This is a genomic window from Pseudomonas sp. 3B-A001-10F, assembly GCF_056313565.1.
Window position 1 is genome coordinate 1 of sequence record NZ_JBQYFW010000055.1, and the last position, 21,767, is coordinate 21,767.

General features: G+C 60.8%; 19 protein-coding genes and 1 pseudogene. 6 read left to right on the top strand and 14 right to left on the bottom strand.

The window, feature by feature from the left end; all coding sequences use genetic code 11:
• Positions 1–762 precede the first annotated feature (762 nt).
• On the top strand, positions 763–1,125 hold the full coding sequence (locus AC0ZWN_RS28075; protein WP_476337594.1) for a DUF6124 family protein: 363 nt from the start codon (positions 763–765) through the stop codon (positions 1,123–1,125).
• Positions 1,126–1,243: 118 nt separating this feature from the next.
• Here AC0ZWN_RS28075 and AC0ZWN_RS28080 read toward each other — a convergent pair whose 3' ends face one another.
• Genes AC0ZWN_RS28080 through cpaB form a run of 8 tightly spaced genes read right to left on the bottom strand, consistent with a single transcriptional unit; the run spans position 1,244 to position 8,692 of the window.
• Positions 1,244–1,516, bottom strand: a complete 273-nt coding sequence (locus tag AC0ZWN_RS28080) for a DUF3613 domain-containing protein (RefSeq protein WP_095047374.1) — start codon at positions 1,514–1,516, stop codon at positions 1,244–1,246.
• A gap of 10 nt (positions 1,517–1,526) precedes the next feature.
• Positions 1,527–2,249 carry a tetratricopeptide repeat protein gene (locus tag AC0ZWN_RS28085; protein ID WP_095047375.1) on the bottom strand — a complete coding sequence of 241 codons (723 nt, stop codon included), beginning with the start codon at positions 2,247–2,249 and terminating at the stop codon, positions 1,527–1,529.
• A gap of 22 nt (positions 2,250–2,271) precedes the next feature.
• Complete coding sequence (locus tag AC0ZWN_RS28090; RefSeq protein WP_460130711.1) at positions 2,272–3,156, bottom strand: type II secretion system F family protein; 885 nt, start codon at positions 3,154–3,156, stop codon at positions 2,272–2,274.
• Position 3,157: 1 nt separating this feature from the next.
• Complete coding sequence (locus AC0ZWN_RS28095) at positions 3,158–4,042, bottom strand: type II secretion system F family protein (protein WP_476337597.1); 885 nt, start codon at positions 4,040–4,042, stop codon at positions 3,158–3,160.
• An 18-nt stretch (positions 4,043–4,060) separates the two neighbouring features.
• Positions 4,061–5,329, bottom strand: a complete 1,269-nt coding sequence (locus tag AC0ZWN_RS28100; RefSeq protein ID WP_476337599.1) for a CpaF family protein — start codon at positions 5,327–5,329, stop codon at positions 4,061–4,063.
• Positions 5,326–6,516, bottom strand: a complete 1,191-nt coding sequence (locus AC0ZWN_RS28105; RefSeq protein WP_007914643.1) for a CpaE/TadZ family protein — start codon at positions 6,514–6,516, stop codon at positions 5,326–5,328. The genes AC0ZWN_RS28100 and AC0ZWN_RS28105 overlap by 4 nt, the downstream gene beginning before the upstream one ends.
• On the bottom strand, positions 6,513–7,730 hold the full coding sequence (locus tag AC0ZWN_RS28110; RefSeq protein WP_476337602.1) for a type II and III secretion system protein family protein: 1,218 nt from the start codon (positions 7,728–7,730) through the stop codon (positions 6,513–6,515). The genes AC0ZWN_RS28105 and AC0ZWN_RS28110 overlap by 4 nt, the downstream gene beginning before the upstream one ends.
• 20 nt (positions 7,731–7,750) lie before the next feature.
• Positions 7,751–8,692: a Flp pilus assembly protein CpaB gene (cpaB, locus tag AC0ZWN_RS28115; protein ID WP_476337604.1), complete on the bottom strand. Its 942-nt coding sequence runs from the start codon at positions 8,690–8,692 to the stop codon at positions 7,751–7,753.
• 331 nt (positions 8,693–9,023) lie between these two features.
• Between cpaB and AC0ZWN_RS28120 the strand changes: the two genes are divergently transcribed.
• The 3 genes from AC0ZWN_RS28120 (at position 9,024) to AC0ZWN_RS28130 (ending at position 9,944) form a co-directional block, all read left to right on the top strand.
• Positions 9,024–9,233: a Flp family type IVb pilin gene (locus AC0ZWN_RS28120; RefSeq protein WP_175559555.1), complete on the top strand. Its 210-nt coding sequence runs from the start codon at positions 9,024–9,026 to the stop codon at positions 9,231–9,233.
• 18 nt (positions 9,234–9,251) lie between these two features.
• Positions 9,252–9,464 carry a Flp family type IVb pilin gene (locus AC0ZWN_RS28125; protein ID WP_093430276.1) on the top strand — a complete coding sequence of 71 codons (213 nt, stop codon included), beginning with the start codon at positions 9,252–9,254 and terminating at the stop codon, positions 9,462–9,464.
• A gap of 72 nt (positions 9,465–9,536) precedes the next feature.
• Positions 9,537–9,944 carry a response regulator gene (locus tag AC0ZWN_RS28130; RefSeq protein ID WP_476337607.1) on the top strand — a complete coding sequence of 136 codons (408 nt, stop codon included), beginning with the start codon at positions 9,537–9,539 and terminating at the stop codon, positions 9,942–9,944.
• 684 nt (positions 9,945–10,628) lie between these two features.
• Here the strand turns inward: AC0ZWN_RS28130 and AC0ZWN_RS28135 are convergent.
• The 4 genes from AC0ZWN_RS28135 to AC0ZWN_RS28150 all read right to left on the bottom strand — a co-directional run bounded on the left by AC0ZWN_RS28135 (position 10,629) and on the right by AC0ZWN_RS28150 (position 16,499).
• Entirely contained in the window at positions 10,629–12,299 is a 1,671-nt protein-coding gene (locus tag AC0ZWN_RS28135) for a ShlB/FhaC/HecB family hemolysin secretion/activation protein (protein WP_476337608.1), read from the bottom strand.
• Between the two features lie 134 nt (positions 12,300–12,433).
• Positions 12,434–13,990, bottom strand: a complete 1,557-nt coding sequence (locus AC0ZWN_RS28140; protein WP_476337610.1) for a collagen-like triple helix repeat-containing protein — start codon at positions 13,988–13,990, stop codon at positions 12,434–12,436.
• Positions 13,991–14,289: 299 nt separating this feature from the next.
• Positions 14,290–15,144, bottom strand: coding sequence for a MaoC family dehydratase (locus AC0ZWN_RS28145; RefSeq protein ID WP_476337611.1), 855 nt, complete (start codon positions 15,142–15,144; stop codon positions 14,290–14,292).
• A gap of 2 nt (positions 15,145–15,146) precedes the next feature.
• A complete protein-coding gene (locus tag AC0ZWN_RS28150; RefSeq protein ID WP_476337612.1) occupies positions 15,147–16,499 on the bottom strand; it encodes a 3-oxoacyl-ACP reductase in 1,353 nt (450 codons plus the stop codon).
• A gap of 283 nt (positions 16,500–16,782) precedes the next feature.
• Here AC0ZWN_RS28150 and AC0ZWN_RS28155 point away from each other — a divergent pair, with 283 nt between their 5' ends.
• Positions 16,783–18,060 carry an acetyl-CoA C-acetyltransferase gene (locus AC0ZWN_RS28155; protein ID WP_476337613.1) on the top strand — a complete coding sequence of 426 codons (1,278 nt, stop codon included), beginning with the start codon at positions 16,783–16,785 and terminating at the stop codon, positions 18,058–18,060.
• A 262-nt stretch (positions 18,061–18,322) separates the two neighbouring features.
• Here the strand turns inward: AC0ZWN_RS28155 and AC0ZWN_RS28160 are convergent, their stop codons facing one another.
• The gene (locus AC0ZWN_RS28160; RefSeq protein WP_371748302.1) at positions 18,323–19,090 is read right to left on the bottom strand and encodes a methyl-accepting chemotaxis protein; all 768 of its coding nucleotides are present in this window, start codon (positions 19,088–19,090) and stop codon (positions 18,323–18,325) included.
• A gap of 90 nt (positions 19,091–19,180) precedes the next feature.
• A pseudogene (locus tag AC0ZWN_RS28165) lies at positions 19,181–20,269 on the bottom strand (cache domain-containing protein); the annotation flags it as partial.
• Positions 20,270–20,716: 447 nt separating this feature from the next.
• Between AC0ZWN_RS28165 and AC0ZWN_RS28170 the strand changes: the two are divergent.
• Positions 20,717–21,613, top strand: coding sequence for a PA4780 family RIO1-like protein kinase (locus AC0ZWN_RS28170; protein ID WP_476337615.1), 897 nt, complete (start codon positions 20,717–20,719; stop codon positions 21,611–21,613).
• Positions 21,614–21,767 lie beyond the last annotated feature (154 nt).

Below are 21,767 nucleotides of genomic sequence, written 5' to 3' on the forward strand. Positions count from 1 at the left end.
CATCGTTGGGTTTTACAACAACGAACGGTTGCACTCGAAACTGGGATATCTGCCACCGACCGCTTACGAGCGGGCGATGGCGTCAAAACCACCTATCGAGGTGTCCGGAATTAGTTGACCACTGCATCGGTCTTTCACGTCGGCGTAGCGCTCCCAGACAACTCGGTCAGTCCCCTCTCCCTCCGGGAGAGGGCTAGGGTGAGGGGCTTTTGATCTGTTTCAGAGTCTGAATTCGACTCGGTCTTTCACGTCGGCGTAGCCCTCCCAAACGACTCGATCAGTCCCCTCTCCCTCTGGGAGAGGGCTAGGGTGAGGGGCTTTGGATCTGTTTCAGAGTCTGAATTCGACTCGGTCTTTCACGTCGGCGTAGCTCTCCCAGACAACTCGGTCGGTCCCCTCTCCCTCTGGGAGAGGGTTAGGGTGAGGGTTGGCTTTTGGCTGTTTAAATTTGTGCCAGATAACCGGAACCTTCCCACACGGTTTTCAGGTTGTCCGTCGGACGTGCGCTCTCTAGTCTTTGGCTGTCGCTGCCAATTCAGCGACCGGGTGTGGAAACCTGAATTTCAAGTAGATGCGTTGCATCGCTACCGCAATCATTGTCGGTGTCTTCTTTCGTCTGCAAACTGTGTCGCGGCGGCTGTGCGCGGGCAGGCTTCGGTCTGGCCGGTTGCCTACTTATCGGTTTTCCACCCTGCGTACAGCTGCCACCTTTTGTCGTGTGGAAACGACAAAGGTTGGCTCCTCAGCCAAGTAGGAGTTGTTATGGACAAACTGATCCCCGACCCACCCACCGAACCCACGACCCCGCTCGAAGAAGCCATCCGCGCCGACGACCTCGTCAAGAACCGCGAGGCCATCAAATGCGCCCTCGATTTCTACCTCTGCCCCGAACCGGCGAAACCCCACCAACCCACCACGATGTTCCTCATCCATCCGAAAATCGATACCGAAAGCCTGCTCGCCCATGCCTGCGAATCCCTGGCTTCGGCCAATACGCTGGCGGGTAACTTTGCCGATCAGTTGGGTCGGCCGGAGCGCAATACCGCGCTGGCGATTCAGCAGATCATCATGCTGGCCGAGCTGGCGGTAAACCGGGCACTGGATCGGGTGGATCCGCAGACCTGATCCGGCAGGCACACTGCGTCATCGTTCATCGCCAGCAGGCTGGCTCCCACATTTGGAAATGCAATCCACCTGTGGAAGCGAGCCTGCTCGCGAAAGCGCTCGCAAGGTCACCGCCTCACTAATTCTTGCTCTCGATCTTCCCACCCGCATCCGGATCATAAAAATCCGGAATCTCGTATTTGTACTTCTTCAACCAGCGCTGCATCGCCAGATCACGTTCGGTCGCGGTCGCCGTTTGGGGTTTTGGCGAGGCGGCTTTGTTACGGCTTTGCAGGACCAGCCAGCCTTCGGTTTCCTGTTGTTGCGCCGAGGCGGGGCCGGCGTCGATGGCGGTGGCGCTGAGGGGCAGGCTGAGCAGGGTCAGGTAGCACAGGCCTTTGAAGGGATGCATGGCTGTCTCCTTATTTGAGCGATGGCGGCAACGGGTCAGCGACGGCGGCCACTTGATTGCTGGTGGCGGGTTTGGCCTTGACCGGGGCTTTGAGTTTTTCTGCGCGTTGCTGGGCTTCGGTGAATTGTTGCGGGGTCAGTTTCGCGCGGCTGACGATTTCGGCGGCTTGTGGCCAGTCGTTCTGGTACAGCAGCAGGGTGACCATGTTCAGTGTCGCCAATTGATTGTTCTGCTTGAGTTCGATGGCGGTGAGGAACTCGAAGCGCGCATCGTTGAGGCGCAGTTGATTGAGATAGACCACGCCCAGGTCGTTGCGGATTTTTTCGTCGGTGGGGGCCAGGCGGGCGGCGCGTTGCAGGTGGGCCTGGGCCTGGCCGTTGTCGCCGCGAGCAGCGTAGAGCTGACCGAGGCCGTGTTCGGCTTCGGCGGTCAGGCAGCCGCCGAGCAGGCCGCGGTACAGCGGCTCGGCTTCGCTGCGGCCGAGCAGGCGGTAGACCTTGGCTTTGCGCAGGCGCACTTCGCTGATGTTGTCCGGCAGGCTTTGCAGGTTGGCCAGGCTGGCGTGCAACTTGCCGTCGTTGGCCAGGTTGTCGGCGAGGTTCAGGGCCAGTTCCTGCTCCTGAGTCATTTTGCTGCAACTGCTCGGTGACAGCAGTGCTGTCCAGGGTGCCTGGCCGTCGGTGGCGCAACCGCCGAGCAGCAACAGACTTGCCATGACTATCAGTACTTTCATCAAACGCTCTCCATGAGCAAGGTCAGTTGGCGAACGCCCGGGCTATCGCGGTGAAGCCGGGGCCGGCGAGGACGATCAGCAGTGCCGGAAACAGAAACAGCATCATCACTACAGACATCTTCGCCGACATTTTCGAGATGTATTCCTGCAAGCGCGTCAGGCGCCGGTCATCCAGCAGTTGCTTGAGCGCCAGCAGCGATTTCATCGCGCCGCCGCCCTGTTGAATCAGTTGCTGGAGGATCACGCAGGTGTCGCTGAATTCGTCCACGGCGAGCATCACCGCGGCTTTGTTCAACTCCTGGCCGAGTTCCAGGCCAGAGTCGACACGGGTCAGGATCAGGCGCAGTTCGCTGGTCAGTTCCGGCAACAGTTTTTGCGCTTCGATGCTGAGTACACGCAGGGCTTGTTCCACTGCCATGCCGGATTCGAAGAGGATGCGCAGCAGCGGAATAAACGTCGAAACCTCCACTGAGATGGTTTTCTGCCGCCGTGCTGCGGCGTAGGCCAGCAGGCGTTTGGGCAGCAGGTAACCGCCACCGGTGGCGAGCATTGGCACCAGCCAGCGGTTGTCGGCCTGGGGGAAGAACACTTCTTGGAGAAAGATCGCCAGGCCCAGCGTCAATAACGGCGTACCCACCTGGCATGCCGCATACAGCGCCCGTTCGTTGGCGCGGCGCCAGCCGATGCGGTTGAGCAGGGTCTGGGTTTCGCTGTCGATGCTCACCGAGCGCTGACCGAACTTGCTGCTACCGAGCGCGCGCAACCAGTTGCCGAAGCGATTCTCGCGCACCAGTTGTCCTTGCAGGCGCTGATTGATCTGACGCACCCGGCGCCGCTCCATCAGCAGGTGATTGATCACCAACATCAAGGCGCCGAGCAGCAACATCAGTGCCGCGAGCCAGACCATGTCAGACGCTCCTCAACATGCGCCACAGCGCCAGGCTGCCGACCACTTGCAGCACGGCGGCGCTGATCAACATGTGCTGACCACTGGCGTCGTTCCACATCCCCAGCATGTAGCCGGGGTTGGTCAGCATGAAGTAACTCACCAGCAGCAGCGGCAATGAGCCGAGCACCCACGCGGTCATGCGCGTTTCGCCGGTGAGGGCGCGAAGTTGGCGGGCGCCCTGGTCGCGTTCGCGGATCAGTTTGATCAGATTCTCCAGCAGCTCGCTGGCGTTGCCGCCGTAGCGATGATTGACCTTCAGGCCGAGGGCGAACATGCGCAGTTCATCCTGTTCATACAGCTCGGCAAAATCACTGACCGCATCGGGCAGGTTCACCCCCAGTTGCACGTTGCGCTGGACCCGGCCCATGGCTGTTTTCAACGGATCTTCGCTGGCTTCAATGCCGCCCATGACCGCGTCGCTCAGGGTGCGCCCGGACTTCAGGCTACGCACGGTGTGATCAAGCAACTGCGGCAGTTGCTCGATCATGCGTTTGATCCGGCGCTGGTAAAGAATGGCGATGTATAGCCGCAACAGCAGTGGCGGTATGACGATCATCAGTAGCAGGCCGACCCAGTCGGCAAGAAAATACCCCAGCGCTATCGCCAGCGCCCACAGACTCAGCCACAGGCCGAAACGCTCGGTCGGACGGCCCAGTCCGGCACGCAGAAACATCCGTTCCAGTCCGACCCACACAGGTTTTTCCGGCGCCAGTTGCGGTTGTCCGGCGGCGAGACGGTTGAGTACTTTTTCCGTGGCGGTCTTGCGCAGACCCTGCAAAAACAGGCGAATCGACAGCCCCAGCAGCGTCAGGCAGATAACGATGAGAATGATCGGTCCCAGCATGCTCGATGCTCCTTGCCGTCAGCCCAGATGTGTCTCGTGGCGCAGCTTGTCGCCGGCCGGATTGACGGCTTCGCGCAGGAAACCGAAACCGCTGCGGCGGTCGAGGCGGAACAGCGTGTTAGTGACGTAAACGTCTTCGCGAATGCCGACCACTTCCACGACCTCGCTGACACAGCGGCGCCCGTCGGGCATGCGCGTCAACTGGATGATCACGTCGAGGGCCGCGCAGATCATCTGGCGCAGGGTGCGCTCGGCGATGGAGCGACCCGTCAGGCCGACCAGCGTTTCCAAGCGCAGCAGGGCATCCTGGGCGTTGTTGGCGTGCACGGTGCTCATCGAACCGTCGTGGCCGGTGTTCATCGCCGTGAGTACATCGACCACTTCGACACCGCGGATCTCGCCGAGGATGATCCGGTCGGGGCGCATCCGCAGGGCGTTGCGAATCAGGTCGCTGGCCTTCACTTCACCATGGCCTTCGGCATTCGGCGGACGGGTTTCCAGGCGCACCACGTGGGGGTGGCCGAGCTGCAATTCGGCGACGTCTTCGATGGTCACCAGGCGTTCGTGCGGATTGATCAACTGGCTGAGAATATTCAGCAGCGTGGTCTTGCCGGTACCGGTACCGCCGCTGATCAGGATGTTGCAGCGCTTGCCGACGGCATCCTGGAAAAACTCGAAGATCGGCAGGTCGACGGTTTGCATGGCGATCAGGTCGCTGCTTTTAAGCATGTCCTTGCGGAATTTGCGGATCGACAGGCAGGGGCCGTCGAGGGCAATCGGCGGAATGATCGCATTGACCCGGCTGCCATCGGGCAGGCGTGCGTCGACCATCGGTGAGGACTCGTCGAGGCGCCGTCCGAGCGGTGCAAGGATGCGCTGCATCACGCGTTCGACGTGATGCGCATCGATAAACCGCAGGTCACTCTGGTGCAGCACACCGTCGCGTTCGATGAATACCCGGTGCGGGCCGTTGACCAGAATCTCCGTCACCGAGTGATCGCGCAGCAACACCTCCAGCGGACCGAAACCGGTGAGTTCGTCGACGATCTCTTCGGCTAGCCGCTCCATCTCGTAGCGGGAAATCGCCAGGTGCAAACGGGCGATGTACTCGGCGACCTTGTCGGTGACGAACTGTGCGAGTTGCTGACGAGAACCTTCCAGCAGGTTTTTCCCCGACTCTTCGAGGGCGTCGATGATGTAGCGATGCAGGACCAGTTTCAGGCCTTCGTGATCGCTGTTGCCGCCGCTGCTGCGGGGCGCAGCGCCGAAGAGTTTTTCTGCGCTCATGAGGTGCCTCGCAAGCGGTCGAACCAGGTGACTTTGGGCTTGGCCAGACCCTCGGAACGTTTGGCCAGACGTTCACCGAGCGCACGCAGGCTCTGGGTGAGTTTTTCGCGCGGGGCCAGTTCGAACAGGCTGACGCCCTGGTTTTTTGCGTTCAGGCGCACTTCTGGAGTGAGGGCCAGCGTGGCGATCACTTCCAGATTGAAGGTCTTGCCGAGGGTTTCCGAATTGGGCGCAACGTTGCTCAAGTAACGGTCGATCAGCAGCCGCCCGTGGTCGAGCTTCATGCCTTTTTCTCGCCACAGATTGAGCACGGCGAGGTTGCGCCGGCAGTTGAGCACGTTCTGGTCGGTGTACCAGAGCAACTTGTCGCAATGGCTGACAAAGGTGCGCAACGCCTCGCTGTCGGTCTGCCCGGTGAGGTTCACGACGATGTGCTGGAAGTGCTGGCGCAGGGCGCTGAGCAACATGTACAGCTCGGCGGCGCTGGTGTTTTCCAACGGCTCATCGTTGCTGGCGTAGGCGAGAATGCGCAGGCCGGCTTCGGCACTGGTGAAGGCGCTGTCGATCAGCGTGGCGTCGAGCCGGCGCAAGTGACGCAGGGCATCGCCAAAGTGAAACGAACTTTCCAGCCCGAGCAGGGCGAGGCTGTCACCGCGCGGCAGACCGAGATCGAGCAGCAAGGTTTGCTGACCGCTCTTTTGCACCACCAGGGCCATATGGTTGGCCAACAGTGCTCCATCGGAACTGCTCTGCACGCCATACATGACCGTAAGGCCGCCGAGTTGCGTATTCGGCGCTACGGGCGGCAGGCGTTTGCTCAAGCGCCGCACCAGCCCGGCGACTTCACTGGAGCGCGAACCGTAGGCGACAAAATCCCGGGCCCCGGCACGCATGGCATTGAGCACCAGCTGATTGTCCATGCCGTCGCCGAGGGCCACGATCGCCAGCATCGGTTTGGCCTCCAGCGCGCCTTCGATCAACGCGCTCTGGGCGACCACGTGCTCGCGATCCAGGCCGACGAACACCAGGCTGGCAAAGGTGACATCCACCAGCGCCAGCAGTTCGTCGAGGCTGCCGCCACCGGCGCTGACCACTTGGCCGAGCGGCGCGAGCGCGCCCTGCAGCCACTCCAGATCGGTGCTGTTGCGGGTGATGGCGAGAAAGGTCTGGCTCAGGTTCTGGCTCATTGCGATAACCCGCTGCGCTTGTCGAAATTGCCGTTTTCCAAGAAGAACATGCGGTAGAAATTCGGGTCGTAATTGCGCAGTTTTTCCCCGGGTAACGACGGCAACTGGGCATCGGCGGCCAATGGCTGCACCAGATGCGGCGTCACGATCATCAATAGTTCGCGCTCTTCGCGCTTGATCTGCGAGCCTTTGAAAAATGCGCCGAGTACCGGGATGTCACCGAGGCCGGGAAACTTGTTCACCTGCGAGCTGTTGGTGGTGCTGATCAAGCCACTGATGACGAAACTCTCGCCATCGCCCAGCGACACGCTGGTGTCGGTGCGGCGGATAGTCAGCGCCGGCACAGTGGTGCCGGCGATCTGTACGGCGTTACTGAAGTCCAGTTCGCTGACTTCCGGGGCGACCTTCAACGCGATGCGGTCGCGACCGATGATGGTCGGCGTGAGGGTCAGGCGGATGCCGAATTCCTTGTATTCGATCGACACGCTGTCGCTGCCGGAGCTGGGTACCGGAATCGGAATTTCACCGCCGGCCAGAAAGCTTGCGCTTTGCCCGTTCAACGCCACCAGACTTGGCCGCGCGAGGGTATAGGCGAAGCCGCTGGTTTCCAATGCATTGATGATCGCCATGGTCTTGCCGCCGACCCACGAGAAGTTGAACAGTGAGTTGTCCACTGGCAGGCGGGGCTGCGGCACCCCGTCAATCGGCGGCAAGGTGCCGGGCGAACCGAACAGAAAGTTGCCGCGCGTGCCGATCAGCGAGGCGGTGGCTTCCTTGAGTTTGGTGCGGCTGACTTCGACGAAACGAATGTCGGTCTGCACTTGCGACGGCAGGTTCGGATCATCCGACGGCAGACTGCTGTTCAGCGCGGCGGTGGCGGCGCCCTGAACAAAGACCATGCTCTGGCGCGGCTCGCTCGAACACGACGTCCAGACCATCAGGCTGGTGGCGCCGGGTGCAACACCGGTGAGCAGAAAGGACGAGCTGCCGTTGGCGTGGACATCGGCGATTTTCGGGTCGCCAATCGCCAGACGCGTGATCGCCACGGGGGACTGCACGTCCTGCTGAAACCCTTCGCCGATTTCGATCACTGGCGGCATGCGCCCCAGTGCCGAACAACTGCCGACTGCCGCGAACGCAGCGTCCATCGACAGGCCCATCAGTAACAGGGCGCGCAGCATGGGTTTGAATGTCGGCCTGAAACGACTCTGCATGCCCTTGGATCCTTGCGCAGTCATGGGTTTTGTTGGGTGATCTGGTTGCCGCGAATGATTTCCACGGCAGGCCGTGCGGCGCCACCGGAACCACCACTGGACGGTGCTTTCGGTGCGGTGCCCATGGCCAGTTGGTTGAACTGGAAGAGTTGTCGGTTGGCGGCGTCGAGATGGGCCGTGGATTGGTTTTCGCCGGCCCAGTATTTGGCCAGGCGCTGCTCTTCACTGCTGCGTACGGCCAGGCGCAAGGTGCCGGCCTGGGTGGCGAGCATCAGGCGACTGAGCAGTTGTTCCGGCACCGCCAGCACCACGGTGCGCGCGGCAACGCGGCGTTGATCCTGTTTGAGTTTTTCGTCTGCACTCAGGGCCGGCGAGGCCGGTTGACCGTCGTTGGTCAGGCCGTACTGGTCACCCACGCCAAGCACGCGCATGGCCGGCAAAACGATCTGCGCCGACTGTTCGAGGTTGCTGGAATCCTGGCGCAGGTAGAGCAAGACATCGACGTAATCGCCGGGAATCAGTTGCCCGGCGGCACCGATCACTTCGTCAACAGCCACGGTGAGCGCGCGTTCGTCACTGTGAATCATGCGCGCCAGTGAACCGCCGGCGGTGAAGCTTTCATCGTTCAGCCAGGCGCCGGCGCTGAGGTGCCGCCAGGGTGTGCGACCGACGGCCTGATCGATACTGCTCAAGCTGCCTGCCGGTGCACTGCGCAGTTTTTCCACCGCTACATCGGCGGCGGTCAGCGCAGTGAAGGGGGGCACGTCGTGCAGCAGCACCACCACGGATTGGCGGGTCTGGTCTTCGGCGATCGCGACAGTTTTTTCAACAGTGACAGTTGGGGCGACGGGGGCGACGGCGACGGGCGCTGGTTGACGACTGAGTACCAGTCCCCAGTAACCGACAAAAATGGCTCCCAATAACAGGATGGCTGCAAGGCCCATGGTGACGCGACTGTTCATGACGGCTCTCCCTTTCCTGCTGCACTACCCACTGCTATTGCTAACGAGAGAAGTTCCCAATCCGGCAGCTATGAACATGCAACTATTTCGCTATTTCCACGCTAGCTGATCCAAGCCAAAACGCCATTACTGACAGGAAAATAACTCACGAAAGTATGAGTCTTGGCCAATTAACAGCAGCCGATGGCAAAAACACGATTGGATTAATACTTTCCGGTTAATCCGTTCTTACAGTTGTTGGGTGGGGGTTTGTTGACAATGCTCAAATGGCACGGTGGAACCTTGCCGCTGTAGTGCGACATCGGCGCCAGAGGCGCGAAGGAGTGGACGTATGTTCCAGATGATTGTTGATTACTTGATGGCCAGAGTGCGTCTGTTGTTCAGAAACGAGGAGGCGGCATCGGCTATCGAGTACGCGATCGTGGTGGCGATGGTGGCCGTTGTGGTTGTGGCATTTGTGACCCCCCTCGGTAATCGAGTGTTGTTCTACTTCAACAGCATCTTGACCGGACTTGGCGGCCAAACCGTGACCCGACCCTGATGACGGAGGAGAGCTGCGATGCTTTTTGAATATCTGATGATTCGTGCCCGCAGTTTCCTGGCCGATGATGACGCTGCATCGGCCATCGAGTATGCGATTGTGGTGGCGATGGTCGCTGTGGTGGTCATTGTGTTCGTTACGCCTGTGGGTGGCCGAGTGTTAATCATGTTCGATAATCTGTTGGTCGCGTTGGGCGGATCGACGGTGCAGACGCCACCCGCGACACCCTGAGTTGAACGAAGCTCAATGCCCGGCTGATGTCGGGCTACACTCGGGTTCACTTTCAGTTTTCAGGGATTGCCCATGAATGCTCCTTTGCCGCCGCGCCAACAGTTGCTTCTGGTTGACGATGAAGAGGACGCGTTGCTGGAGTTGGCGGAGTTGCTGGAGGGGGAGGGGTTTGTCTGTCATACGGCGACGTCGGTGAAGCTGGCGTTGCATCATCTGACTCGCCACCCGGATATCGCGTTGGTGATCACTGATTTGCGCATGCCGGAGGAGTCCGGGATGTCGTTGATCAAGCGGTTGCGTGAGCATACTTCTCGGCAGCATTTGCCGGTGATTGTGATGTCGGGGCATGCGGATATGGAAGACGTCAGTGATTTGTTGCGGTTGCAGGTGGTGGATCTGTTTCGCAAGCCGATTTATTACGTCAGGTTGTTGGAGACTTTGGATAATTTGTTTCCCAAGCCTAAGGTTCAGGTTGGCTGAGGTTGAGCTCGGCGGCCTCTGGGCCGACCGTGCTTTGGGTGTTTTGGGTGAATATCCGTTTTTTTGGGTGTTGCAGCTGGCGGTTTCGCCCTTACGGCGAGGCACTTTTTCCAGACGCCGAAAAAGTACCCAAAAAGGCTTGCCGCAACGTTCGGCCCACTCGCTGAGGCTCGGGGTTCCTTCGCTCCGGGATCGATCCGGGGGCAGCGCCTACGGTTTGCTTCGCTGCACCTCCTCTCGCTGTGTTTGGCTTCGCCAAACGGTCGCTGCGCTCCCACCCCCGGATCAATCCCTCCACTCAGCCTGCCGACGCGGCCGGTGAATCAAGATCAAGAGCTGCAGCCGAGCTAACGCTCATCCTGTTGAGTGGTGAGGAGCGGTAGCGGTGCGCAGTGTGCGGTGTGCGCTGTTTTGCTTTGGCTTTTCTGTGGGGGCGAGTTTGCTGCGGACGGCGTTCCTGCGAAAGCGGCCTGACAGCCGGCCAGTTTCTAACTGAATGCACTCAATCCAACTGTAGGAGTGAGCCTGCTCGCGATTGCGGCCTGACAGCGATCAATCTCTCTCTGTATGCACCCAATTCAACTGTAGGAGTGAGCCTGCTCGCGAAGGCTGCCTGCAATCCGACCCAGTTCTGCCGTTTGTACACTCCACCCGCCGCTGCAGAAGCCTCTTGGGTGTTTCGGCTTACAACTGATAACTGAAACTGATGCTGTACCGCGTCCGGCGATTGAACGTGTCCAGCGCTTCATCCGACATTGCCTTCGCCGCTTCCAGCGCAATGTTGTAGTACTTGGCATCGCCAAACCGTAGCCCGATCGCCGCCGATGACAGGTTGTTGGCCTTTACCGGCAATTCGTTGAACCAGCTGCGTGAGCGATCAAGGACGAAGTACGGTTGCAGGATGCGCACCCAGTTGCCGTCGCGGTTGAAGCTGTAGTTGACCTCGTATGCCACGCCCCAGCCCTTGTCGCCGGACGCTTGATCGTCGGGATAACCACGACCGAAGTTCTGCCCGCCGAACACCGCGCGCTCGCTGTCGGGCAGGGTGTCGTCGCTCCAGTACAGTGCGGCAGACAGCACGCCTTGCCAGTTGTCGAGGAACTTGTCGCTCTGCACGCCAGACAGGCGCAGGCGAAAGAAGTCGAGGTCGATGGCGTTGTTGTTGGTTTTCGCGCCCATGCTGTCGACGCCTTGGTACACACCGCCACTGAGGATGCGCAGTTGGCGGGCATCGGCCTTGCGCCAGTCGCTCTCGAAGGCGAGGGCGCGGATGTCGGTGCGTTCTTCGACACTCAGCGGGAAGCCGATCACCTTGTAGCGGGTCTTGTCGTTGACCGCGTAAAGCCTTGAACCGGCCGTTAGCAGTTCGTTGGAGGCGGCAATCAGTGGCAAGGTGAAACCGATCGAGTAGCGGTCGTTTTCGCGGTGCGGTTTGAGTTGCAGGCCATTGTCGAGCAGGACATTGGTGCCGGGGTCAGCACGGTAGCGTGAAGCCGACAGCGCCAGTTGTGCGCCCTCGTCATTGATGAACTGGTTGTAGTCGAGCCGGTAGTAATGTTCGTGATCGTCACCCGGTGGGAACAGGCCGCTGAGGGTCAGTTGCTCGCCCATCGCGGTCTGCGAATTGCTGCTGACACCGAGCAGGGCCTGGGTGCCGTTGCGGTTGTCTTCGGTGGTGCTCAGCGTACTGGTGAAGGGTTTGCGACTGGCCTGGGCCACCAGCGTTGTGGCGCCGTCGGTGGTGCCGGGCGGTGGCACCTGGGCCTGGATCGTCCCCCCGGGAATGCGCGTCATCAGCGTGGTGTAGCGCTCGAACGTCTTGCGGGTCAGCGGCCGCTCGGTCTGAATCTTCGCCGCCAGTTTGTCGAGCAGGACTTTGACCCGGCCGACATCGCCCTGGATCTGGATATCGCGGACGTAGCCTTCCACCAGCACCACGCGCGCTACGCCGTCATTGAAATTTTGCTGCGGCAAGAACGCGTAGGACAGCAGGTAGCCGTCCTGCTGATAGCGTCGAGTGATGTTGCGCGTGGCCTCGATCAGCTCGGCGAGCGTGGCTTGCCGGCCGATCAGGGGCTTATAGATTTCGGCGAGCTCGTTGAGCGGGTAGAGGGTGCCGCCTTCGATCTGCACGGTTTGCAGTTTGATCTTGGTGTCCATCAACAGCGGTTGCGCAGCGGCGGCACCGGCGTCCGGCACCTGCACGGGCGTGGCGCTTGGGCGATAGGCATCGGCCGGCAGGTTCGGCACCGGCAGATTGCGGATGGTTTCGTTGCTGTTGAGAAAGCTGGGCAGGGTGTCGGCGAGGGCGGCGGAACTGAGACTGAGGAACAGCAGGGATGCCATTACGCGCATAGGACACTCCATGGTCAGATCACGGCACTGGGCTGAATTTTCCTAAGAAAAAAGGCGGAAGACTCGTGGGAATCTTCCGCCCTCAACCAAGCGTAGGCGCTGTAGGTGAGGCCGTCGAATCGGCCAGGTGCAATTTAGCGTGTGTTGCCTCCCAGAGTGCCAGTCAGACCACCGAGTACACCGCCCAGACCGCCACTGGTGGTACCCCCGCTGGTACCGCCGTTGACCAGGCCACCGACGGCGGCGACGGTGCCGCCGACGTTGCTGACCAGACCACCGACTGCGGTGGTGACCGGGTTGTTGGTCGCAGCAATGCTGCCGCCGATACTGCTGACCGCGCCGCCCACCTGGCCGGTGAGACCTGCAACAGGTGAGCCGATACCGGTAGCGGCGCCGACTTGTTGGGTCACGTTGGTAACCGCACTGGTAACCGGGTTCAGGCCTGCCCCCAAGGTTCCGCCAACCGTGGCCAGAGGTGAGGTGGTTGCCGTGATCGGGGTGCCCGAACCGCCGAGTACGGTGTTGAGCGAAGCCACTGTGTTGCCGGCCGCTGCGAGGACGTTGCCAGGCGCTGCGAGAGTGCCGTTGCCTGCCGCAAGACCTGAGCCGACATTGACCACCGCGCCGCCAACGGTTTGCAGCAGGCCAGTACCACCGAGGCCACCGCCCACTCCACCAGTACCCGAACCAGTGCCGTTGGACACCAGACCACCGGCCTTGGCGACTGCGGTGCCGGTATCGCTCAACGCGCCGCCCAGTGTGTTGGTCAAGGCGTTGCCGTTACCCGCATCGGTAACATTGCCGCCCAGTGTGTTCACCGCGCCACCGACTTGCGCAACCACGACTTTGAGCGGATCGCCCAGACCGGTCGCATCGCCGACTTTGTCAGTGGTGCTTTCAACCATCGCGATCACTGGCACCAGGCTACTGCCGAGTTTGTTCGTCAGTTGACTGGTCGGGCCGCTGGTCAGCGTGGTGTCGAGGGTATTACCGAGCATGGTGACTTTCTCGCCGACCCCATCAACCAACGGCGCGACTCTGGTGACTACACCGCCCACCACTGGCACGCTGGTGGTGGCAGTGGACAGCTTGGCGCTGAGGTCGGAGACGCCGTTGCCAACATCCGTCACTACACCGCCAACCGAAGCAACGGTGGTGGTCAGGCCGTTGGGATCGGTGGCCAGTTTGCCAACGCCATCGGCCACGCCATCACCCAAGGTGCTGACAACATTGCCTGCGGTGTTGGCCGCACTCTGCACCACGCCACCGACCACAGGCACGGTGCTGAGCGAGTCGCCGATCTGGCCAACGCCATCGCCGACGCCAGCGACGGTATTACCGACATCCTGCACCAGGGTGGTGGTCACCAGCGGTGTGGTGGTCGGATTGGTCGGGTCGGTCGGATCCGTTGGGTCTGTCGGGTTGGTTGGATTAGTCGGATCAGTGCCACCAGTGCCGCCTGTACCACCCGTGCCACCGGTTCCGCCAGTGCCTGCGGTATCACCGCTGCCACCCGTGCCACCTGTGCTGCCAGTACCCGATGTGCCACCAGTACCCGCCGTACCATCCGCCGAAGAACTGCCGGAACTGCTTTTATGACCGCCACCACCGCTGCTGCACCCGGTGACGCCAAGGGAGAGAATCAATGCCAGAGCGATTGCCGATTTGCACCACACGTTTTGAGTTTTCATGATTGAGATTCCTTGCACCTGTCACAACGTTCGTTGTCTTCGATGGCTCGCCGATCTGTTGTCGGTGATGCCTTCGCCCGTTGTGCTCAATCTCAGTCCAGGGGCAGGTTTCAGGCCATTCTCAAGTTGGTATTAACGCCTTTATATATAAGGTGAAGTTCAGCGCCTAAGGACTAATACCCAGGATATAGCAGGACAAAAAAAGGCCTTGATAATCAAGGCCCTGGTTTTTTCAGTGGAAGGGGGAAGGACGGCGAAAACTTAAGTTATATACACACAATTAATGGTGTGCCGCGAGCTCAGGCAATGGGTTGCCACTGCCCGACCATGTGTTCGAGGTCTTGTGCACCGATCAGGCGCAACTCACCACTGGACCCCGCCGCACTCGCCAGCAAGCTCACCTCACTGGGCAGGCGTACCGGTTTACGAAAGTGCACGGCGATCTCGAGGTTAGCCTTGGGCAAATGATCACCCAGCGCCGCCAGGGTCCGAGCCTTGTTCCACAAACCATGGGCAATGGCCGTTGGAAAACCAAACAGCCTGGCACTCGCCGCACTCAGGTGAATCGGGTTGTAGTCTCCGGACACTTTGGCGTATTGCCGACCGATATCGGCCGGGGCTTTCCAGCGGGTCACTTCCACCAGCGCTTGCGACGGCTCCCAAGTCTGCTCGACAGGCTCGCCCTCAAGTTTCACGCCGCGACAAAGCATCTGGCTTTCGGCTTCCCACAACGGCCCGAGTTGATCATCCAGCGTGGTCAGCAGATCGAACGTCGCACCTTTGGGATGCGCTTGCAGATTCGTCACGCGCACGCTGACCTGCGCCCGACCTATCCCGCCCATCGGGCGCAACACGCGAATGCGGTTGCTCAGATGAATCAGCCCCAACAGCGGGAACGGAAATGCTTTGGCGGTGAGCAATTGCATCTGCAAGGCAAAGGCGAGGATATGCGGATACGTCGGTGGCAGCAGGCCGTCATCGACGAATCCGCAGACCTTGCGATAGGCCGCCAAGCGTTTGCCATCGACATCGACCCAGCAGCGCAAACCGCTGTCGGGCAATTGCGTGCCGGTGATTTTCCGTCGTGTCGCCGCCCGTGCGTAGAGCCCGGGCAGACTCGGTTCGCGATCCAGCGTGTGCCATTCGATGCTCATGCCTAAGCCCCCAGAACACTTTGTCCACAGACGCGCAGTGCCTGCCCGGTGAATGCGCCGGTGCCCGGTTGCGCCAGCCACGCGACGGCTTCGGCGACGTCTTGCGGTAAACCGCCCTGACCGAGCGAACTCATGCGCCGGCCCGCCTCACGCAGGCCAAACGGAATGTGTGCAGTCATTTGCGTTTCGATAAAACCGGGCGCAACGGCGTTGATGCTGATGCCGCGTTCCAGCAGTGTCGGTGCCCAGGCCTGCGCAAGACCAATCAGCCCGGCCTTGCTCGCGGCGTAGTTGGTTTGCCCGCGATTGCCGGCAATGCCGCTGATCGAGGCCAGCAGAATCACCCGCGCGTTGTCGTGCAGCGTGCCGCTGTCGAGCAGTGCCTGGGTCAGCACTTGCGGCGCGTTGAGGTTGACCGCCAGCACTGCATCCCAAAATTCCGGGGTCATATTGGCCAAGGTTTTGTCGCGGGTGATGCCGGCGTTGTGCACCAGAATATCGAGGCCGTCAGGCAGTTGTCCGATCAGTTGCGTGGCGGCGTCGGTGGCGCAGATATCCAGGGTAATCGCGCGGCCGCCGAGGCGGGCGGCGAGGGCTTCCAGATCGGTCTTCGCCGGCGGCACGTCGAGCAGGATCACCTCGGCGCCATCGCGAGCCAGGGTTTCGGCAATCGACGCTCCGATACCGCGAGCGGCGCCAGTGACCAGTGCCTTGCGCCCGGCCAGCGGACGCGTCCAGTCCGTCACCTGCGTCGCACACGCCGTCAGGCGAATCACCTGGCCGGACACGAACGCACTTTTTGGCGAGAGGAAAAACCGTAGGGGACCTTCCAGTTGATCTTCAGCGCCTTCGCCGACGTAGATCAGTTGCAGCGTGCCGCCGCTGCGCAGCTCCTTGGCCAGCGAACGGGAAAACCCTTCCAGCGCTCGTTGCGCACTCGCGGCAAACGGATCACTGAGGGTTTCCGGCGCACGGCCAAGAATCACCAGATGGGCGCTGTGCTCAAGATTCTTCATCAACGGCTGGAAGAATTCGCGCAGATGCTTGAGCTGGTCGGTGTGCAGCAGTTCGCTGGCGTCGAACACCACGGCTTTGAGTTTCGGGCCGTGACCGGGAATCCATTCGGTGGCAGTTGCCGGTTGTTCGCCGTAACGGTAGATGCCGTCGGTCAAACGGTTGGCGAACGCACTAATACGCTCGGCCAGCGGCCCGCCGCCGATCAGCAGTGCCCCTTCCACCGGCCGCAGGCGCCCGGCCTGCCAGCGTTCCAGTCGCACCGGCGACGGCAGGCCCAGCGCCCCGACCAGCCGATGGCCGAGGGACGAGTTGGCGAAGTCGATATAGCGGTCAGACATGGAACGCTCTCCAGAAGTTGGGGTTCAAAGTGTGGACTACCGATGGCAATCAATCGTTCGATCCACGCAATAAGGCCTACGCTAGAACAGCAGAGTAGTTTGCCCCCGGCGTTTGTGTTGCCGAACCCACATTCAGAAACACAGCTGACCCCTGTAGGAGTGAGCCTGCTCGCGATAGCGGTGTATCAGTCAAGAAATGTTTATCTGACCCACCGCTATCGCGAGCAGGCTCACTCCTACAGGGGATTGGCGTGAATTCAAACCTTCGGAAAAGGAGTTATTCATGAGTCAGCTGCGCCGCGTCGCGATCATTGGCGGTAACCGTATCCCTTTCGCCCGTTCCAACGGGCCGTACGCCACGGCCAGCAATCAGGCGATGCTCACCGCCGCCCTTGAGGGCCTGATCGAACGCTACAACCTGCATGGCCAGCGCATCGGTGAAGTGGTGGCGGGCGCGGTGCTGAAATTGTCACGAGATATGAGTCTGACCCGTGAATGCGTGCTCGGCTCACGTCTGTCACCCGCCACGCCCGCCTATGACATTCAGCAAGCCTGCGGCACCGGTCTGGAAGCGGCGATTCTGGTGGCGAACAAGATCGCCCTCGGCCAGATCGAGAGCGGCATCGCCGGCGGCGTCGACACCACCTCGGACGCGCCGATCGGTGTCAGCGAAGGCCTGCGCAGAATCCTCTTGCAAGCCAACCGCGCCAAGACCACCGGCGACAAACTGAAAACCTTTCTGCAACTGCGGCCCAAACATCTGATTCCCGACTTTCCACGCATCGGCGAACCACGCACTGGGCTGTCGATGGGCGAGCACTGTGAATTGATGGCGCAGACCTGGCAGATCCCGCGTGAAGAGCAGGATCAACTGACCCTCGAAAGTCATCACAAACTCGCCGCGTCCTACAGCGAAGGCTGGCACAACGACCTGATGACGCCGTTCCTTGGTCTGACCCGCGACAACAACCTGCGCCCGGACCTGACCCTGGAAAAACTCGCGACGCTGAAACCGGCCTTTGAAAAAAGCGCCAAAGGCACGTTGACGGCAGGCAACTCCACGCCGCTGACCGATGGCGCGTCGGTGGTGCTGCTCGGCAGTGAAGAGTGGGCGAAGGAACGCGGTTTGCCGATCCTCGCGTACCTGCGCGACGGCGAAGCGGCGGCAGTGGATTTCGTCAACGGCGCCGAAGGGCTGCTGATGGCGCCGGTGTATGCCGTGCCACGGTTGCTGGCACGCAACGGGCTGACCTTTGAGGATTTTGACTACTACGAAATTCATGAAGCGTTCGCGGCGCAAGTGCTGTGCACGCTGAAGGCCTGGGAAGATCCCGAATACTGCAAAACCCGTTTGGGACTCGACGCGCCGTTGGGTTCGATTGATCGTAGCCGGCTGAACGTGAAGGGCAGTTCGCTGGCGGCCGGGCATCCGTTTGCGGCGACCGGTGGGCGCATCGTGGCGAACCTGGCGAAGTTGCTGGACGCGGCGGGGAAGGGCAGGGGGTTGATCTCGATTTGCGCGGCGGGCGGGCAGGGCGTCACCGCCATCATCGAACGCTGACGCTGAAAGAGCCCCTCACCCTAACCCTCCCGAAACGTCGGACCGCCCAAAGGGAGAGGGGACCGATTGGGGGATGCTTCGGAGTTACACCGACCTGAGAGAGTTGTGCTGAATCCGGAATCGAACTGATTTGGAGAATTCTGCCAAGCCATATTCGACGCGGTATTTCAGGTCGATGCATAACGCCAGACACCTCGGTCAGCCCCCTCTCCCTCAGGGAGAGGGCTGGGCGGGCGGCGTTCCGATGAGGGGCTTTTGAGGTTCAGGTACGAAACCGTCTGACCAACCCATCCAACTCATTCGACAACCCCGCCAGACTCTGCGAATCCAGACGCGCCGAGTTGGCCAGTTCTGCCACCAACTGCGCATCCCCGTGGATCTGGCTGATGTGCCGGTTGATGTCCTCAGCCACCTGATGCTGTTCTTCAGCGGCGGTAGCGATTTGCGTGTTCATGTCACGAATCACGTCAACCGATTCGCGGATCTGCCCGAAGCTTTCGCGCGCCTCGCCGATGCGCGTCACCGACTGCTGCGAGACCTGCAGGCTGGCGTGCATCTGTTGCGTGACCTGACTGGTGCGCTTGGCCAGATTGCCGAGCAAGCCATCGATCTCTGCCGTCGAATCCGCCGTGCGTTTGGCCAGTGCGCGTACCTCATCGGCGACCACGGCAAAGCCGCGCCCCTGTTCACCGGCACGCGCCGCTTCGATGGCGGCGTTGAGCGCCAGCAGGTTGGTCTGTTCGGCGATGGAGCGGATGGTGCCGAGGATCGACTGGATATCGTTGCTGTCGCGCTCCAGTTGCTGCATTGATTGCGCCGATTGCTCCAGCTCCTGGCTCAGTTGATCGACGCTGTGCACCGCCGCATCAATCTGTTGCTGGCCTTGGCGGGCCTGACGCTGGCCGCTGTCGGCGGAGTCAGCCGCCTGACTGCACGAGCGTGCGACTTCGTTGGCGGTGGCGACCATTTCGTGGAACGCGGTCGAGACCATGTCGACGGCTTCACGCTGACGCCCGGCGGCTTCGGCCATATCGCTTGAGACGCGGGTCGAACTCTGCGAGGTCGCGAGGATTTTCCCGGCGGCGCCGCCGATATGCTGAATCAGGCTGCGGATCGCGGTGAGGAACTGATTGAACCAGTTGGCCAGTTGCGCAGTTTCGTCGTTGCCCCGGATATCGAGGTTTTTGGTCAGGTCGCCTTCGCCCTGCGCGATGCCTTCCAGGCCACTGGCGACGCTGCGGATCGGCCGCACGATGAGGCTGGCAAAACTGGCGCCAACCACGGCGAACAGCACGGCCAGCACGGCGGCGATGATCGCGATCAGCCAGGTCAGTTGCGTGGCCGAGCTCATCACATCGCTCTGCTTGATCAGGCCGACGAAGGTCCAGCCCAATTGCTCCGATGGCCAGACGTTGGCCATGTAGCGCTCGCCGTTAAGCTCGACTTCGACCAGGCCTTTGCCGGCCTTGGCCAGTTGCGCATAGCCTTCGCCGAGGCTGTCCAGCGGCTTGAAGTTGTGTTCCGGCTGTTTCGGATCGACCAGCACAGTGCCGCTGTTTTCCAGGAGCATCAGGTAGCCGGTTTCGCCCAGCTTGATCTGTTTGACGATCTCGGTGAGCTGCTTGAGCGTCACGTCGATGCTGACCACGCCGCCGTTGCTGCCGAGTTTGTTGTCGATGGTGCGCACGGTGCTGACGTAGGTCGCATCGTCCTGCGCCCAGTAATAGGCGGCGGTCCGCAACGGTTTGCCCGGTTTGGCCTGGGCAGCCTTGTACCACGGCCGCTGACGCGGGTCGTAATTGTTGAGTTTGGGATCGTCCGGCCACGACACATAACCACCGGCGGCGGTGCCAACGATGGCATAGGCGTAAGCCGGGTGGGCGTTGCCCAGGTCCTGGAGGAACGCGAAGACCTTTTTGTCCATCTCGCCCTGCGGGATGGATTCGGCGTTGGCGCTCATGTAGGTTTTGAGGCTGTCGTCGGTGTTTTTGATCAGCGGCTGCGACGCCAGGTAATCGACGTTCTGGCTGATGCCATCAAAAAACAGCTGCATGGCATTGCTGACCTGACGGATTTCGCGACCGCTGCTGTCGACAAAACTGTCCCGGGCATCGCTGCGCAAGTTCATCACCACCAGCGTTGCGACCAGCACCACCGGCAAGCAGGCGATGATTGCAAACGCCCACGTCAATTTCTGTTTGATGTTCATCCGCGCTCCAGATTTTCTTGTAGGCCCACGCAGTGCAGATGACTTGTGGTTTATTGGCAGCCGAAAACGTTGTGGATCACTCGTATCCCCGAGCGCGGCCTCGCTGATTGTTGTGGAACGATTGCCGGACAAATCCCTCTGTCATTGAGGGCTTCGGCTGCAAAACAGGGAAATTGAGGCGACTTTGCAAAAATCTGCCGAAGGGGCATCAGCCGGATGTCAGATTCTGTCGCAAATGCCCTTGAAGACATGTACCAACAAGTACAACAGCCTCGGCTATGATTCCCCACGGTCGATGCGCGAGCGCAGAGTTGGCCCTGTTTAATCCGGCACAGTGTGTGCATTCTCAACGTTCACAGGTCGGCAACCCCTCCCCGTGATGCGAGGATTGCCGTATAACGAGTGACATTCGCGTGTTTGGTAATAAAGGACCCACAATAAAAGCTGATGAAGACTCCAAAACGCATTGAACCCCTGATCGAGGACGGTCTGGTCGACGAGGTGCTGCGCCCACTGATGAGTGGCAAAGAAGCAGCTGTTTATGTGGTGCGCTGTGGCAATCAGTTACGTTGCGCAAAGGTCTACAAGGAGGCGAACAAACGCAGTTTCCGCCAGGCGGCCGAGTATCAGGAAGGCCGCAAGGTGCGCAACAGCCGACAGGCTCGCGCAATGGCAAAAGGCTCCAAGTTCGGTCGCAAAGAGACCGAAGATGCCTGGCAGAACGCCGAAGTGGCGGCGCTGTTCCGTCTGGCCGGCGCCGGTGTGCGGGTGCCCAAGCCCTACGACTTCCTCGACGGCGTGCTGTTGATGGAACTGGTGGCCGACGAGTTCGGCGATGCCGCGCCGCGTCTCAATGACGTGGTGCTGGAGCCGGATCAGGCGCGCGAGTATCACGCGTTCCTGATTTCGCAGATCGTGCTGATGTTGTGTACCGGACTGGTGCACGGTGACCTTTCGGAGTTCAACGTACTGTTGACGCCGACTGGCCCGGTCATCATCGACTTGCCGCAAGCCGTCGACGCTGCCGGCAACAACCACGCGTTCAGCATGCTGGAACGCGACGTTGGCAACATGGCTTCCTACTTCGGACGCTTTGCCCCGGAGTTGAAGCTGACCAAATACGCCAAGGAAATGTGGGCGTTGTACGAAGCCGGCACCCTGCACCCGAACAGTGTGCTGACCGGTGAGTTCGATGATCCGGAAGACCTGGCCGACGTCGGCGGGGTATTGCGCGAGATCGAAGCGGCGCGCCTCGACGAGGAACGCAAGCAGGCCATCCGTGCAGCGGACGACGAGCCGAAAGGCAAGTCCGACGAACCACCGCCACCACCGTGGATGAATTGATTGCTTGATGAGAAACCCGGCTTCGGCCGTAATGCTGTTCACTTAAGCATTTGAATCCTCGCCGGGCTTCTTCGAAAATCCGATGTCAGATCTCTGGCATCGGATTTTTTATGTCTGTTCAACAGGACTTGCTCGACCTCGGCGACCTTTTCAA